This window comes from Odoribacter lunatus, assembly GCF_943193135.1.
Taxonomy (GTDB): Bacteria; Bacteroidota; Bacteroidia; order Bacteroidales; family Marinifilaceae; genus Culturomica; species Culturomica lunata.
Genome location: NZ_CALPCZ010000002.1, coordinates 73,546 through 89,436 on the forward strand (window position 1 = coordinate 73,546; position 15,891 = coordinate 89,436).

Sequence of the window (15,891 nt, forward strand, 5' to 3'; positions counted from 1 at the left end):
ATAAGGTTTCCGGGAAAAGTATTCGGAAATAATTTATTCAAAAATAAGTTTTATGGAAAGGCCAAAAGCAATAATAACCGGAGTTGGAGCATACTATCCGGATTATATTTTGAACAATGATGAATTAAGTCAGATGGTGGAAACCACTGATGAGTGGATTATGACCCGAGTGGGTATCAAAGAAAGACGAATTTTAAAAGATAAAGATAAAGGAAGCGCTTGGTTAGGGGCGAGGGCGGTAGAGAACTTGTTGGAAAAAACAAACACCAAGCCGGAAGAGGTGGATTTATTAATTTGTGCGACCGTAACTCCTGATATGCATTTTCCTGCCAATGCCCAGATTATAGCCGATATGGTGGGAATAAAAAATGCCTTTGGTTTTGACTTGAATGCAGGATGTTCGGGATTTATTTTCGGATTGGTGACCGCAACTCAATATGTTGAAAGCGGAAGATATAAAAAAGTTGTATTTGTAGGAGCAGAGAAAATGTCAGTAATCACAGACTATACGGATCGTAAAACTTGTCCGTTATTCGGTGATGCTTCGGCAGCTGTCATGTTGGAACCAACTTTTGAAAACTTGGGAGTAATGGATCATATATTACGTTCTGACGGAATCGGTCGTGATCATTTATATATGAAAGCGGGAGGCTCTTTAAATCCACCGACGCTTGAGACTGTTGCAAACCGGGAACATTTCATTTATCAGGACGGGCAGTATGTATTTAAACATGCGGTATCCAAAATGGCAGATGTATCTGTGGAAATTATGGAAAAAAACCATTTGTCGGCAGACGATGTTGCCTACTTGGTTCCTCATCAGGCAAATTTGCGAATCATTGACGCTACGGCGCGTCGTATGGGAGTGGACGAGTCGAAAGTGATGATTAATATACAGAAATACGGAAATACAACCTCCGCAACTATCCCTTTGTGTTTGTATGAATGGGAGAATAAATTGCATAAGGGAGATAATCTTATTTTAGCTGCATTTGGGGCAGGCTTCACGTGGGGCGCCGTTTGGCTGAAATGGGCTTATGATAAAAAATAAAGAAAGTGGAGATTTATTCTCCACTTTTTTTATATATTCGTCTTTCCTTAGCTAAATAGAGAATGGGTGTGGATAACTTAGAGAAAAATACGACTAATTCTTTCTTGTTAGAAGAAGAAAGAATCGAGGGTAACGTCCGGATAGATAATAACTTACTTTTAGAAGGAACAATAAAAGGAGATGTTGTATGCAAGGGCAGGCTTACCGTTGAACAGCATGGAGTTATCGAGGGAAATGTCGTGTGTGGTAGTTTAGTTATGGAGGGATTGATAGTGGGAGACGTAGAAGTAGAAGGACGGGCTCATTTGGCAGAGCAGGCAGAGATAAAAGGAACTTTGACGGCCTCGTGTTTATTAGTGCATCCGGAGGCAGAGATAGAGAATGGACTGAGATTAAAAAATAAATAATAAATAATAAAAAATAAATATGATATGGGTAAAGAATTGAGCAATAACGCTGTAAACTTACTGTGTGAAGGAACAATGATTGTCGGAGACGTGAAAACGAAAAATGATATTCGTATCGACGGAATGATTAAAGGAAAAATCATTACATCCAGCAGATTGGTTGTGGGAAATACTGCAACAATAGAAGGCGATGTGGAATGTGCCAATATAGATGTGATGGGAGTTGTATCGGGAAATATTACGGCAAGCGGAGCCGTTTCATTAAAAGCACCGGCAAAAGTAATGGGAAATATTGTGGCAGCGGTGTTGGCTGTGGAGCCGGGTGTTTTCTTTAACGGAAATTGCCAGATGGTGAAAAAAGAAGTAAAGGAAAACAAAGAACCTGTAAAGTGAAAGTACTGATACTCATCCCGGCACGGTACGCTTCGACTCGTTTCCCCGGAAAGCCGTTGGCGGAAATAGGTGGCAGACCTATGATTCAGCATGTCGTTGAGAAAGCACTTTCTGTTACCGATGATGTGTATGTTGCTACCGATGACAGGCGTATCAGCGAAAAAATAGAGGCTTTCGGCGGAAAGGCAATCATGACTTCCTCCGACCACCGTAGTGGAACGGATCGTTGTTTTGAAGCCTACGAAAAAGTAATCAAGGAAAAGCATGCCGAATATGATGTCGTAGTCAATATACAGGGGGATGAGCCATTTATTGTACCGCAACAAATACGCCAATTAATACAATGCTTTGAAAATCAAGATGTGCAGATAGCAACACTGGCCAAGCCGTTTGAAGACAACGAAGCATTATTTGACTCGAACAAAGTAAAAGTTGTATTTTCTTCCCGCAATACAGCCATTTATTTTTCAAGGTCACCTATTCCTTTCGCCCGTGGATTGGAAAAATCGGAATGGTTGGATGCAACGACCTACTATAAACATATAGGCATGTATGCCTATAGACCTTCTGTTTTGAGAGAAATTACTCTTTTGCCTCCGGGTAAATTGGAAAAAATCGAGTCATTGGAACAATTGCGTTGGTTGGAAAACGGATATACCATAGCAGTAGGTATTACGGAACATGAATCGATAGGAATAGACACCCCTGAAGATTTGGAACGGGCTAAAGCCTTGTTATGATATAAAAAAGCCGCTGATTCAGCGGCTTTTTTTATATGGTCATAATATCCTTTTCCTTTGCGGCGAGAATATCTTCCACCTTCTTGGAATAAGAATCCGTTATTTTTTGAGCTTCAGCTTCCGCGTCTTTAGCGACATCTTCAGGAAGTCCGTCCTTAGTCATCTTTTTAAACTCGTCAATGACATCCCGTCGGGCATTCCTGATACTTACTTTCGCAGTTTCACCTACCCCTCTGGACTGTTTCACCAGCTCTTTTCTTCTCTCTTCCGTTAAAGCGGGAATATTGATACGTATCACCTCGCCGTTATTGTCTGGATTCAAACCTAAATTAGCATTGCGAATAGCCTTTTCAATGGGACCAATCATCTGCTTTTCCCAGGGTTGAACAGAGATAGTACGTGGATCCGGAACCGAAATATTAGCAACCTGTGCGAGAGGAGTCGGTGTTCCGTAATATTCAACCAAGACATCATTCAAAATTTTCGGATTAGCTCTTCCGGCTCTGATTTTAGCCAATTCGGTCTCTAGATGAGTAATTGCATTCTGCATCTGCTCTTTGGCTTCATCCATAAATAATTTTACTTCTTCGCTCATATATGAATCATTTTAACCAAACAAAGATAGGAAAAATTATTTATGGATAAAATCTTACTGAGGTAATACAAAATTAACAGGTAAAGTAAAAGCCGTCTTTACGGTTCGTCCTCGTTGCTTGCCGGGGAGCCAGTTCGGCATGGCTTTCGTTACTCTCAATGCCTCTTCATCCAATGCCTGAGAACCGGAAGAGCGTTCGATTCGGAAATCGGAGAGACTACCGTCTTCATTGACGACAAAATTGACATATACCTTTCCCTGTTCTTTTGTTTCTTGGGCTTTTTTAGGATATTTCAAATTGTCCTTTAACCAGGTATTCATATTTCCATTGAATTCAGGCATAATCTCGACAACTCGGAATACCTGATACTCTAGCGGAAGTTGGAAGTGAATAGGCAGCGTAAAGGCAACCCTTACCGTCTCCCCTCGTTGTTTACCGGGAATCCATTTCGGCATCGCTTTTACCACCCGTACCGCTTCTGTATCCAAAGATGAACTGGCAGGTTGGGAAACTTTTACATTGGAAACACTTCCGTCTTTTTCGATAATAAAGGAAACCAGAACTTTCCCTTCTTCCTGTGCGGCTAAGGCCTTTTGCGGATACTTTAGGTTGGCAGCCAACCATGCCTGCATATCTCCGTCGAATTGAGGCATTTTTTCTACAACCGCAAACACTTCAGAACTGTCTACAGCAATGCTCCCGACTATTGTTGTCGTAACGGGGGCCTCCTCCGAAATGAAAGAAAGTGCCGGAGCTTGTGTCACAATACAAGTGAGAACAACACATAATATACCGCCGATAAAAAGGGCGGGGATATAATTCAAAACATTGAATTTATTCGATTGTTTTTTCGTCATCATAATCATTCGTTTTTTTAAATTTGAACATGAAAAACAGTTAGTAAAGGAAAACATCTTCCCTTTGAGCGCCTGATTCACAAGTAGCTGAAAATACCTACCGGTCTGATATTTCACGGCAACTTCCTTGTCGGCTATATATTCGTGATTTTGAGCAATATTCTTTTTATAAATCCATACCAGAGGATGGAACCAGTAAAAAATGCAGATAATTTCCGAAAGTAATAAATCGAAGCCATGCATATAGCGAACATGGATGATTTCATGTCTTAAAACACTATTCGCTTCTATTTTGTAATCCAAAGAAGTATTGATGAAAATATAATTGAAAAAAGAGAATACGGGATAATTGGAAGAGAGCATAACAATCTTCAAATTACGTACACGTTTACACTCATGGGAATGAATAAGCTGTCGGATTTGAAATAATCCCCTAGCATAACGTAAGAGGAAAAAACAGACACCACCCAGATAAATCCAACTCAAGCAATACAGCCATTCATAATCTGAAACTTCTCTGCCAGACACTGAAATTTCTTCTATCAATCCCGATACGTAATAAAGAGGAGGAAGACTGCCATCCGTTTCCATAATATCCACGGCTAGGGTAAAATGGAAAAAAGGAATGCAGATAGATAGAATCAGTGTGCCGAGCAAATACACCCGATTAAGCGTAAAAAAAGTCTGTTTCTTCAACACGAACGCATAATAAAGCAGAAAAGCGGCAAGTAGTACTGATGATTTAATAATATAGAGCGATGAAAGAGTCATATATCCTTTTATTTTTTCGGGAGATTCTTGATAAACTGCAAAATTTCTTCTAACTCTTTCAAATCAATATTTTCTTCTTTGGCAAAAAATGAAACCATTTGCGGAAAAGAATTATTAAAATAGCTTCCGATAAAATGACGGAGAAACTTTCGTGTATACGTTTCCTTATCTACTACCGGAAAATAACAATGGCTTTTCCCGAAAGCCTCGTGACCCACAAACTTTTTGTCCTGTAAAATGCGGACAATTGTTGAAACAGTATTGTAAGCGGGCTTCGGAGCGGGCAATTGTTCGATAATATCTTTGACAAACCCTTTTTTTATTTCCCAAAGCACCTGCATAATCTGTTCTTCCGCTTTAGTTAATTCTTTCATAGTACATTTTATTAAAATTTTACGGAGGCAAATGTATAACTAATTTTTTAGTTTACAAACTAAATTCGGGCATTTCCTGCCCGGTGAAATGACCTCAAGACGGATTGGAGATTATTCCAAATTTCAATTGAGTGGGGGAGCACTTCAACTGTCGGATGGTTTGTGTGTTTTATCGGAAGAGGCACTGAGCCGCTTGCATTGCGGGAGGATACAACCGCTTTCTTGACTTTGAAAAAAGAAGAAGCGGAACAAATTCACATTTATTTGTTTTTCCGTTCCACTTCCGGTGACATGTTTCCCCTCAAAAGTATTTTTGCCTTTGAGGGAATATGAAACCGTATCATTACAGGTTTAGTTCCGCCAATTGGGCTTGGATGGCCTTGATTTTGGCCTCTGCGTCTGCTTGTTTTTTGCGTTCATTGGCTACAACTTGTTCGGGTGCGCCTTGTACAAAACGCTCGTTATCGAGTTTGGCCATGACGCTTTTAAGAAAGCCTTGTGTATAATTTAACTCTGCTTTTAGTTTGGTTTTTATTTCTTCTGTGTTGATTTGTCTGTTGGCAGGGATGAAATATTCCACGGTATCCACAATGAAACTCCAGCTGCCTTTGGGTGGCTCGTTTATAATTTCTGCGGAGGAAATATTGCCCATTTTCCGGATGATGCTTTCGAGTTTTCGGTCATAACGCTTGCTTTCTTTGATTTTGAGTTCCAACGGGTCTTTGAAAGCAATGTTGTTTTGCTTGCGGAGGTTCCGGATAGCGACAATGACTTCTTTAGCGTATTCTATCTGTTTCAGTAAATTTGCGTCGCTCGGTTTGGCCGGTTTTATGATAGAAATCATGATGCTTTCTCCTGCTTCCCGTTCTTTCAGGTGTTGCCATATTTCTTCCGTGATGAAGGGCATGAAAGGATGAAGGAGTTTCATCAGCTCTTCAAATAAAGATACCGTTTGTTCGTATGTTTTCCTGTCGATGGGTGCTCCGTAAGCGGGTTTGATGATTTCCAGCAACCACGAGGAGAATTCGTCCCGGAAGGTAGTGTATACGGTCATCAAGGCTTCTGATATACGGTATTGTTCAAATTGGGTGGTCAGGGTCTCTTTGGTTTTGTTGAGCAGGTTTTCAAACCATTCCAACGCCAATGCGGAGTGTTCGGGTTGTGTTGTGTCGGCAATATTCCAAGATTGGACTAATTTAAAGGCATTCCATATTTTTGTCGTAAAGTTGCGTCCCTGTTCGGGCAGGCTTTCGTCAAATAATAGGTCTCCTCCTGCGGGGGCACAAAGCAACATGCCTACCCGTACACCGTCAGCCCCGTATTTGTCAATTAAGTCGAGGGGATCGGGAGAATTGCCCAGTGATTTGGACATTTTACGTCCTAATTTATCGCGTACGATGCCGGTGAAGTAAACGTTTTTGAAAGGCATGGCCCCTTTGTATTCATAGCCAGCCATAATCATACGGGCTACCCAGAAGAAAATGATGTCCGGGCCTGTAACCAAATCGGCAGTAGGATAGTAATAGTTGATTTCTTCGTTGTCGGGGTCGTTGATGCCGTTGAATAGGGAGATAGGCCATAACCATGATGAGAACCAGGTGTCCAGGCAATCTTCGTCTTGGCGCAAGTCGGCGAGTGTCAACTTTGGATTACCGCTTTTTTGCCGGGCGGCTTCGAGGGCTTCCATTTCATCGGTGGCAACAACATAACCGCCTTCCGGAAGGAACCATGCAGGTATGCGGTGTCCCCACCAAAGTTGACGGCTTATACACCAATCTTTGATATTTTCCATCCAGTGGCGATAGATGTTTTTGAATTTGGAAGGATAGAAGCGGATGTCGTCTTTCATTACCGGCTCCAAGGCAATTTGTGCCAAATGTCCCATTTTTAGGAACCACTGCATGGAGAGTTTGGGCTCGATGGGTATGTTGGTACGTTCCGAGTATCCGACGTTGTTTGTATAGGCTTCCGTTTTTTCGAGCAATCCTGCTGCTTCCAGGTCTTTCTCTATCTGTTTTCTTACGACAAAGCGATCCATGCCGACGTATAGCCCGGCGGTTTCATTGATGGTGCCGTTATCGTTGAAGATGTCAATGGAAGGGAGGTTGTATTTTTCTCCCAGCATGTAGTCATTTACGTCGTGGGCGGGGGTTACTTTTAAGCATCCTGTTCCGAATTCAATGTCTACGTATTCGTCTTCGATGACCGGAATGACCCGGTTTACTAAGGGAACAATTACTTTTTTCCCTTTCAGATGTTGATTTTTCGGGTCATGGGGGTTGATGCACATGGCGGTGTCTCCCATGATGGTTTCGGGACGGGTGGTGGCTACGATGGCATAGCCGTCTTCTCCTTCGATTTTATAACGCAGGTAATAGAGTTTTCCGTGTTCTTCTTTGTATACGACTTCTTCGTCCGACAGGGCAGTCAAGGCTTGGGGATCCCAATTGACCATTCTGACTCCGCGATAGATGAGTCCTTTTTGATACAGGTTTACAAATACTTTGATGACGCTTTCGCTACGAAGTTCATCCATCGTGAATGCTGTTCTGTCCCAATCACAGGAAGCTCCAAGTTTTCTAAGCTGTTTTAAGATTATGCCTCCGTGTTTTTCTGTCCAGGCCCAGGCATGTTTTAAAAATTCTTCGCGTGTCAGGTCTTTTTTATTGATACCTTCGCTTTGCAGTTTTGCAACGACTTTTGCTTCCGTGGCGATGGAGGCGTGGTCGGTACCCGGTACCCAGCAGGCGTTTTTGCCTTGCAGACGGGCGTGACGAATTAGCGCATCCTGAATAGTGTTGTTCAGCATGTGTCCCATGTGGAGTACGCCGGTGACATTTGGGGGCGGAATGACAATGCAGTACGGTTGTCTGCTTTTATCTACTTCTGAATGGAAAAATTTATGCTCTGTCCAGTATTGGTACCATTTTTCCTCACTCTCTTTGGGATTGTAATTCGTGGCAATCATAAGTGTATTTTATTTCATGGATTAAAAAAAGCTGCCTAAGCAGCCTTTTTTTTATTCTTCAGATTTTTTAATTCTTCTTCCTTTTTTCTTTTGCGCCTCCATGGCTGCTTCGAGGTCTGCTTTCTGCTGGCTGCCGTCGTAGTCGCAGATGTATTTGTCGATGAGGATACGGCCGCAATATTCACAGACGATGATTTTTTTGCGGGAGCGGATATCCAGTTGCCGCTGAGGTGGGATGTTATTGAAACAACCGCCGCAGGCGTCCCGGTCTACGGTGACGACAGCCAGTCCATTGCGTGCATTGGAGCGAATCCGGTTATAGGCGGTCAATAAGCGTTCTTCGATGTTTTGAGCCAACTGTTCCGACTTTTTCATCAGCTCTTCTTCGTCTTTATGCGTTTCGGCTATAATGTCTTCCAATTCGGTTTTTTTGGCATCTAAGTCCGCTTTTTTGTCATTATATTTGTTGGAAGCGGTTGCCAGATATTCTTCTTTTTCCGTTTTGATTTTCTGTGATTCACGGATTCTTTTTTGTTGAAGTTCGATTTCCAATTTCTGGAATTCCACTTCTTTGTTTAGAGCGTCGTATTCACGGTTGTTGCGGACATGATCCAGCTGATCACTGTATTTTTTAATCAATTCTTCCGCTTTGGTGATTTCTTGTTTTTTCTGAACAATATTTTTGTCAGCTTCGCTGATTTCCGTTTTCAGATTTTCCAAACGAGTTTCTAATCCCGCGATTTCGTCTTCCAAATCCTGAACCTCCAAAGGCAATTCCCCTCTTAAAGTCCTGATTTTGTCGATTTGTGTATCGATCTTCTGCAACTCATACAAGTGTTGTAATTTCTCTTCTACTGACAGTTGCTGTTCTTTGTCTTTTTTTGTAGTTGCCATATATTATAAATAATTTATCGGATTTGTATTTATCTTAGAAAATTGGACTGCAAATTTAGATATTTTTTTTGTAACTAACTTATAAAAAATCTCTTTTGTATATTGTTCGCTTTCATAATGCCCGATGTCTGCGAGAATAATCCGGTTTTCGGCTTGGAAAAAATCATGGTATTTGATATCTCCTGTTATATATAGGTCGGCTTTTGCTGAGATTGCATCTTTGATGAGAAAGGCTCCGGAACCTCCGCAGACGGCAATTCGTTTTACGGTAGGAGTGCAGAGGGCAGTATGCCGGATGATTTCGCAATGGAAAATTTCTTTTATTTGTTTTAAGTAGTTGTAGCTGTCCGCCGCTTTTTCCAGTTCTCCGATGATTCCGAAGCCTGTTGTAGTGTTGGAGGAGTTTGGAGATACCTGTAGTATTTCTCTGCTGGTGAGCCCCAGTTTGTCTGCTATTTTCCCACTAACGCCGTTTATGACAGCATCCATATTTGTATGGGCGGCATAAATATTAATGTCGTGTTTTATCGCTTTGATGAGGCTTCGTTTTATACTGTTGTGGGGCAGGAGATTTTTTAACGGCTGTATTGTCAACGGGTGGTGACTGATGATTAAATTGCAGTTTTCTGCGATTGCTTCGTCAATGACACTTTCTGTTACATCGGTGCAAAGAAGTACGGCAGTGACTTCGTTTTCGGTGTCTCCGCAAATTAAACCCGCATTATCGTAGCTTTCCTGTAAATTAAGTGGTGCGTATTGTTCTATGATAGAAGTCAGGTCTTTTACTTGCATGATAATTTACTCGTTGGATAGCTCTGCTTTGATTTGAATTAATTCGTTTTTAACGGCTTGTAACCTTTTAACGATTTCAAAATTTGCTTCGGTTTCGTTTTTCTGTTCGTTGAGTTTTTGTTGGGCGCCTTTGAGTGTCATGCCCTTTTCTTTGACTAAATGAAAAATTAAGTGGAAGTTGTCAATGTCTGCTTTGGTGAATTGACGGTTTCCCTTTTTATTTTTGTGGGGCTTGATGATATCAAATTCTTTTTCCCAAAAGCGAATCAGAGAAGTGTTTACATGAAACATATCGGCGACTTCGCCAATGGAATAGTATACTTTTAACGGTTGGTTTTCTTGTTTCATGTGTTTGTCTATCGAAAGTTAGTCCATGCTTTGTCCCGTATTGTTGGCAATATGGGTAATATTGTCGTATTCATCAGGATTCAGGTCGTTGAAGTAGTAATTAATAGGGTTCATCGGCACTTTGTTTTTTCTTACTTCATAGTGTAAATGTGGGCCGGTGGAGAAGCCGCCGGTGTTTCCCAAATAGGCGATGACATCTCCTCGTTTTACTGTTTGACCTACTTTGACATTGTAGCTGTCTAGGTGTCCGTATAGAGTCTGATAACTGAATCCATGGTCTATCATTACGCATTTTCCGTAGCCTTTAAGTGTACTGACCAGGATTACTTTCCCGTTGCCCGTAGCGTGAATGGGAGTTCCTACGGCTCCGGCGAAGTCCATGCCTGCATGGAATTTGACTGTTTTGTAGAATGGATGCATGCGATAGCCGAAAGAAGAAGATACGCGATTTCTCGGGTTTTTCAGAGAAAGCGGGATGATGGCAGGAATAGAGCCTATCATGTCTACTTTGTTTTTGGCTAATTTTTCGATTTCGTCATATGATTTGCTTTGTACGTATAAGGCTTTTGATAATTCGTCGAGTTTTTTGCTTACCCCGATGATTAAGTCGGCGTCCTTGAGGTCTTTTAGTTTTTCATATTTGTTTACCCCTCCCGTACCGACTCTTCTGATAGCAGCGTCGATGGGTTCCGCTTCAAAGATTACCCTGTAGATGTTGTCATCCCGTTCTTCCAGATTTTTCAGTACGGCATCCAATTTGCCGATTTCGTTGCTCAGTAAATTGTATTGAGCCAGTATTTCTTCTTTTTCCCGTTTTAATGCTTTTTCTTCCGGAGAATCGATGACTGCGGAAATGACGAAAAAGATAACGATTGCCAATGATAAAGAGGAAAAGAATTTTCTGAATAATCTTCCTATTTTAACTCTTAAAGGAGTTTCTATTTTGTCATAAGACAAGGTTTCAGGGTTGAAGCGATATCCTATTTTAGGCATTTGATACTTAAATATTATGATTTTCCGATGCAAAGTTAGAGAAATAATCTAATTTTGCAACCTTGTAAAAAGAAAGGGATGAACAGGAGGGGCAATTTAAACGTAATTAATATTTAGAAGATGAGATCGGCTGAAATCAGACAAAAGTTTCTGGATTATTTTCGGAGTAAAGAGCATACGATTGTGCCTTCGGCACCGATGGTGATAAAAGATGATCCGACGTTGATGTTTACAAATGCGGGGATGAATCAGTTTAAGGATATTATTTTGGGGAATGTGGCAACCAAGTACTGTCGGGCAGCCGATTCACAGAAGTGTCTGAGGGTTTCCGGAAAGCATAATGATTTGGAGGAGGTGGGGCATGATACATATCATCATACGATGTTTGAGATGTTGGGCAATTGGTCTTTCGGGGATTATTTTAAGAAGGAGGCGATAGCTTATGCGTGGGAGTTTTTGACAGAGGTGATGAAGCTGGATAAGGAACGGTTGTATGCTACTGTTTTTGAGGGAAGTAAGGAAGATCGATTGGGGCCGGATAATGAGGCGTATGAGGTGTGGAAAAGTTATTTGCCGGAAGACCGGATTTTATATGGTAATAAGAAGGATAACTTTTGGGAGATGGGAGATATGGGACCCTGCGGTCCCTGTTCCGAGTTGCATATTGATTTGCGTCCGGAGGAGGAGAGACGTTTGAAACCGGGTCGGGAGTTGGTGAATAAAGATAATCCATTGGTGATTGAGATATGGAATTTGGTGTTTATGCAGTTTAATCGGAAGGCGGATGGTTCGTTGGAAAATTTGCCCCATACGAATGTGGATACGGGTATGGGTTTTGAACGGCTTTGTATGGCTGTTCAAGGAAAAACATCGAATTACGATACGGATGTATTTACTCCTATTATAGATAGAATAGCAGAATTGAGCGGGATAAAGTATGGGGCTTCGGCAGAAACGGATGTGGCGATGCGGGTGGTTGCCGATCATTTGAGGACGATTGCTTTTTCTATTACGGACGGGCAGTTGCCGTCTAATGTAAAGGCCGGTTATGTGATTCGCCGGATTTTAAGAAGAGCGGTGCGGTATGCTTATACTTATTTGAATCAAAAGGATGCTTTTATGTATCGGCTGGTGCCTGTATTGATGGAAGGTATGGGTATGCATTATCCGGAGTTGAAATCGCAACTGCAGTTGATAGAGCGAGTAATGAAGGAGGAAGAGAATGCTTTTTTGAAGACGTTGGATAAGGGTATTAAGCTGTTGGATAGAATTATTGAAAAGACAAAGGCGGAAGATTTTCTGACAGTTCCAGGTAATGTCGCGTTTGAGTTATATGATACGTATGGATTCCCGTTGGATTTGACCGAGTTAATTTTACGTGAACATGGTTTGGTTGTGAACAGGAAGGAGTTTAAAGCAGAGTTGGAGGCTCAAAAGGAACGTTCGCGTTCGGCTTCTACGGTGGATACGGATGATTGGGTTGAATTATTGGGAGATGATGAACAGCAGTTTGTCGGATACGATTATACGGAGACGGAAGTGAAGATTGCCCGTTATAGAAGAGTTGTGACGAAAGGGAAGACGCTTTATCATTTAGTGTTTAATATTACTCCGTTTTACGGAGAAGGAGGAGGACAGGTCGGTGATACGGGCTGGCTGGAAGGTGCGGATGAACGGATTCGGATTGTCGATACGAAGAAGGAGAATGGTTTGACTATCCATTTGGCGGAGAAGTTGCCGGTTGATGTGACGCAGGTGTTTCAGGCGAAGGTTGATTTGCATCGCCGAGTGTTGATTGCTAATAATCATTCTGCGACTCATTTGTTGGATTATGCTTTGCGGAAGGTACTCGGAGAGCATGTGGAACAAAAGGGTTCTTATGTGAGCGATGAACATTTGCGTTTTGACTTTTCTCATTTTCAGAAGGTAACGGATGAGGAGTTGGCAGAGGTGGCTGCGATTGTCAATCGTTTGATTCGGAGAAATATTCCTTTGGAGGAGTGTCGCGCTGTTCCGATGTCGAAGGCGAAGGAGATGGGGGCGATTGCTGTTTTCGGTGAGAAGTACGGGGATTTGGTAAGGGTGATTAAGTATGATGATTCCGTTGAGTTGTGTGGGGGTACCCATGTTGCCGCTACCGGACAAATCGGTTTTTTCAAGATTGTGGGCGAGAGTTCTGTTTCTGCCGGGGTGAGAAGAATTGAGGCTATTACGGCAGACAAAGCGGAGGAGTATATCGTCAATTATTTTAATTTAATGAAGGATGTAGAGAGGATGTTTAAGTCTAATAAGGGGGTGATGGAGAATATTACTACGTTGTTGCAGGAGAATGAGGGGTTGAAAAAAGATTTGCAGAAGTTTGAGGCGGAAAGTTTAAGGCTTATGAAGGACAGATTGAAGAATGAAAAAACAGTTGTCCGGGGGATAAATGTCATTTTTAAGCAGGTTGATTTGCCTCAAGCTAAGGTAAAAGATGTGGTATTCCAATTAAAGGGTGAGTTTGAGAAAATGATAGCCGTATTAGGGGGTATTGCAGATAATAAACCTTATTTGATGGTGATGATTAGTAATTCTTTGGTGGAAGAGTATGGACTGAATGCGGGACAAATTGTTAGAGAGGCGGCCAAAGAAATGAATGGCGGCGGTGGAGGACAGGCATTTTTTGCAACTGCCGGAGGTGCGAATCCGGAGGGATTGGAGAAAGCGATGGATGCGGCGCGGAGATTGATTTTACACAAATTTAATGAGGGATAATGGTTGAAAATTTTCACTGTTTTGAAGAAAATATTCAATTATTTTGCAATAATTTGTATTAGAAGCAAATAGTTTGAGATTTTTTTATACATTTGCTTTCCGTATTTAAGACTAATTAATGTTATAAAATAAATTTGTAAACAATTATGAAACGGACAATTAGCGTAGTTACAACTTTAGTGTTGGCAGGGTTGGTAGTAACATCGTGTTCTCCTTTGAATAAAATGAAGAAGAGAGCAGGAGAGTTAAAATACGATGTAACCCCAGAAGTTTTGGAAGAAAAAGGTGAAATGGTTGATGTAAAAATAGATGTGACCATTCCTCCGAAGTTCTTCAATAAAAATGTTACGATTGTGGCAACTCCCGTGTTGAAATATGAGGGAGGTGAGAAGGCTTTTGCATCAAGAACTCTTCAAGGAGAGAATGTTCAGGGAAATAATACGGTTGTTCCTTATGAAACGGGAAAAACTATTTCTTATATGGGACAGCTTCCTTATGAAGATGCAATGAGACTTTCTGAGTTAGTAGTGAAGGTTCAGGCGTCTAAAGGACTTAAGACTGTGGATTTCGATCCGGTGAAAGTGGCAGACGGTATTGTGGCGACGGCTACTTTGGTGAATAATCAGCCGGCTGTTGTATTGGGGAAAGATGCTTTCCAACGGATTACTCCGGAGCAGAACGAATCAGCTATCTATTATTTGATTAATTCCGCACAGGTTAGAAATAATCAAGTGAAGTCGGAAGAGATTAAAGCAATGGAACAATTTTTGAAAGATGCTAAAGCTGACGAAAATCTGAAATTAAAGAATGTAGAAATTCAATCTTATGCATCTCCTGATGGAACTTATAATTGGAATGACAGATTGGCTAATAAGCGTGAAGGTTCTGCTACCGATTTCTTGAAGAATAATATGAAGAAGAATAAGGTTGAGGAATATAAAGATTTGGATTTCTTTAAAAAGTATGTTGTTGCAGAGGATTGGGAAGGTTTCAAGAAAGCTATGGAAGCATCCAGTATTCGTGACAAAGAATTAATTCTTCGTGTATTGGCAATGCATACCGATCCAGAAGTAAGAGAGAGAGAGATTAAGAATATCGCTTCTGCTTATTCTGTTATTGCTGATCAGATTCTTCCGAAGTTAAGACGTTCTAAATTTGTTGTGAATGCAGAACGTATTGGTAAGAGCGATGAGCAAATCAGAGAATTGGCACAAACTAAACCGTCTGAATTGAATGTGGAAGAATTGCTTTATGCTGCTACTTTATTTGAAAGCAATGCTGATAAATTAGCTGTGTATGAAGCTGCTATTTCTCAATTCCCGAATGATTGGAGAGGTTTCAATGATGCCGGAATGGTTTTGTTTGAAACGGGTAAAGTTGCTCAGGCTAAAGCTCACTTTGAAAAAGCTAATGCATTATCTTCTAACAACAAGATTGTTAAAAACAATTTGGGTGCAGTTGAATTGAAAAACGGTAATGTAAAAGAGGCTGAAGTATTATTTGGTGCAGCAACGGGTGCCGGAAATGAAGTAAATTATAATAAAGGTATTGTTGCTATCATCAAAGGTAATTATAAAGATGCTGTTAATTATTTCGGTAGCTGTAACTGTGTGAATGCTGCATTGGCTAATTTGTTGGCAGGTAATACAAGTGTTGCATCGAAGAAATTGGAAGATGGCAAGAATGATACGGCATTAGCTTCTTATTTGAAAGCTGTTATCGGTGCTAAGAATAATGATTCTGCTACCGTGATGTCTAATTTGAAAGACGCTTGCGCTAAGGATTCTTCTATGAAGAAGTTGGCAGAAACGGATATTGAGTTTGCAAAATATTTCCAGAATGCCGATTTTAAGGCGATTGTAAAATAAATTTTTACATAGAATAATAGAGGAGGCGGTCATTTTCGTGACCGCCTCTTTATTTATTAGGTTTTTTTTAACATGAAGTTCGTAT

General features: G+C 41.1%; 14 protein-coding genes. 6 read left to right on the forward strand and 8 right to left on the reverse strand.

The annotated features are described in order from the left end of the window. Positions 1-52: 52 nt before the first annotated feature. The 4 genes from NFR61_RS01795 to kdsB all read left to right on the forward strand — a co-directional run bounded on the left by NFR61_RS01795 (position 53) and on the right by kdsB (position 2,591). Positions 53-1,051 carry a beta-ketoacyl-ACP synthase III gene (locus NFR61_RS01795; RefSeq protein WP_251620036.1) on the forward strand — a complete coding sequence of 333 codons (999 nt, stop codon included), beginning with the start codon at positions 53-55 and terminating at the stop codon, positions 1,049-1,051. 68 nt (positions 1,052-1,119) lie between these two features. Further along, a complete protein-coding gene (locus tag NFR61_RS01800) occupies positions 1,120-1,458 on the forward strand; it encodes a bactofilin family protein (RefSeq protein ID WP_251620037.1) in 339 nt (112 codons plus the stop codon). A 24-nt stretch (positions 1,459-1,482) separates the two neighbouring features. Next, a complete protein-coding gene (locus tag NFR61_RS01805; protein ID WP_251620038.1) occupies positions 1,483-1,851 on the forward strand; it encodes a bactofilin family protein in 369 nt (122 codons plus the stop codon). Next, the gene (gene kdsB / locus NFR61_RS01810) at positions 1,848-2,591 is read left to right on the forward strand and encodes a 3-deoxy-manno-octulosonate cytidylyltransferase (RefSeq protein ID WP_251620039.1); all 744 of its coding nucleotides are present in this window, start codon (positions 1,848-1,850) and stop codon (positions 2,589-2,591) included. The genes NFR61_RS01805 and kdsB overlap by 4 nt, the downstream gene beginning before the upstream one ends. A gap of 31 nt (positions 2,592-2,622) precedes the next feature. Here the strand turns inward: kdsB and frr are convergent, their stop codons facing one another. The 8 genes from frr to NFR61_RS01850 form a co-directional block, all read right to left on the reverse strand. Further along, positions 2,623-3,186 carry a ribosome recycling factor gene (gene frr, locus NFR61_RS01815; RefSeq protein WP_251620040.1) on the reverse strand — a complete coding sequence of 188 codons (564 nt, stop codon included), beginning with the start codon at positions 3,184-3,186 and terminating at the stop codon, positions 2,623-2,625. A gap of 54 nt (positions 3,187-3,240) precedes the next feature. Further along, positions 3,241-4,815: a M56 family metallopeptidase gene (locus NFR61_RS01820; protein ID WP_251620041.1), complete on the reverse strand. Its 1,575-nt coding sequence runs from the start codon at positions 4,813-4,815 to the stop codon at positions 3,241-3,243. Between the two features lie 8 nt (positions 4,816-4,823). Further along, complete coding sequence (locus NFR61_RS01825; protein ID WP_251620042.1) at positions 4,824-5,189, reverse strand: BlaI/MecI/CopY family transcriptional regulator; 366 nt, start codon at positions 5,187-5,189, stop codon at positions 4,824-4,826. Positions 5,190-5,532: 343 nt separating this feature from the next. Further along, positions 5,533-8,157: a valine--tRNA ligase gene (locus NFR61_RS01830; RefSeq protein WP_251620043.1), complete on the reverse strand. Its 2,625-nt coding sequence runs from the start codon at positions 8,155-8,157 to the stop codon at positions 5,533-5,535. Between the two features lie 51 nt (positions 8,158-8,208). Continuing rightward, the gene (locus tag NFR61_RS01835) at positions 8,209-9,051 is read right to left on the reverse strand and encodes a zinc ribbon domain-containing protein (RefSeq protein ID WP_251620044.1); all 843 of its coding nucleotides are present in this window, start codon (positions 9,049-9,051) and stop codon (positions 8,209-8,211) included. Positions 9,052-9,054: 3 nt separating this feature from the next. Next, on the reverse strand, positions 9,055-9,843 hold the full coding sequence (locus tag NFR61_RS01840; protein WP_251620045.1) for a Nif3-like dinuclear metal center hexameric protein: 789 nt from the start codon (positions 9,841-9,843) through the stop codon (positions 9,055-9,057). A gap of 6 nt (positions 9,844-9,849) precedes the next feature. After that, positions 9,850-10,191: a MerR family transcriptional regulator gene (locus NFR61_RS01845; protein ID WP_251620046.1), complete on the reverse strand. Its 342-nt coding sequence runs from the start codon at positions 10,189-10,191 to the stop codon at positions 9,850-9,852. 18 nt (positions 10,192-10,209) lie between these two features. Then, positions 10,210-11,184: a M23 family metallopeptidase gene (locus NFR61_RS01850; protein WP_251620047.1), complete on the reverse strand. Its 975-nt coding sequence runs from the start codon at positions 11,182-11,184 to the stop codon at positions 10,210-10,212. Between the two features lie 120 nt (positions 11,185-11,304). Between NFR61_RS01850 and alaS the strand changes: the two genes are divergently transcribed. After that, entirely contained in the window at positions 11,305-13,938 is a 2,634-nt protein-coding gene (gene alaS, locus NFR61_RS01855; RefSeq protein ID WP_251620048.1) for an alanine--tRNA ligase, read from the forward strand. Between the two features lie 146 nt (positions 13,939-14,084). After that, complete coding sequence (locus NFR61_RS01860) at positions 14,085-15,806, forward strand: tetratricopeptide repeat protein (RefSeq protein WP_251620049.1); 1,722 nt, start codon at positions 14,085-14,087, stop codon at positions 15,804-15,806. The last annotated feature ends 85 nt before the right edge of the window (positions 15,807-15,891 follow it).

Coding starts and splice junctions, on each gene's coding strand:
- NFR61_RS01860 (WP_251620049.1), top strand. CDS start 14,085: ATGAAACGGACAATTAGCGTAGTTACAACTTTAGTGTTGGCAGGGTTG.
- NFR61_RS01805 (WP_251620038.1), top strand. CDS start 1,483: ATGGGTAAAGAATTGAGCAATAACGCTGTAAACTTACTGTGTGAAGGA.
- NFR61_RS01835 (WP_251620044.1), bottom strand. CDS start 9,051: ATGGCAACTACAAAAAAAGACAAAGAACAGCAACTGTCAGTAGAAGAG.
- NFR61_RS01820 (WP_251620041.1), bottom strand. CDS start 4,815: ATGACTCTTTCATCGCTCTATATTATTAAATCATCAGTACTACTTGCC.
- NFR61_RS01845 (WP_251620046.1), bottom strand. CDS start 10,191: ATGAAACAAGAAAACCAACCGTTAAAAGTATACTATTCCATTGGCGAA.
- frr (WP_251620040.1), bottom strand. CDS start 3,186: ATGAGCGAAGAAGTAAAATTATTTATGGATGAAGCCAAAGAGCAGATG.
- NFR61_RS01850 (WP_251620047.1), bottom strand. CDS start 11,184: ATGCCTAAAATAGGATATCGCTTCAACCCTGAAACCTTGTCTTATGAC.
- alaS (WP_251620048.1), top strand. CDS start 11,305: ATGAGATCGGCTGAAATCAGACAAAAGTTTCTGGATTATTTTCGGAGT.
- NFR61_RS01840 (WP_251620045.1), bottom strand. CDS start 9,843: ATGCAAGTAAAAGACCTGACTTCTATCATAGAACAATACGCACCACTT.
- NFR61_RS01830 (WP_251620043.1), bottom strand. CDS start 8,157: ATGATTGCCACGAATTACAATCCCAAAGAGAGTGAGGAAAAATGGTAC.
- NFR61_RS01795 (WP_251620036.1), top strand. CDS start 53: ATGGAAAGGCCAAAAGCAATAATAACCGGAGTTGGAGCATACTATCCG.
- NFR61_RS01825 (WP_251620042.1), bottom strand. CDS start 5,189: ATGAAAGAATTAACTAAAGCGGAAGAACAGATTATGCAGGTGCTTTGG.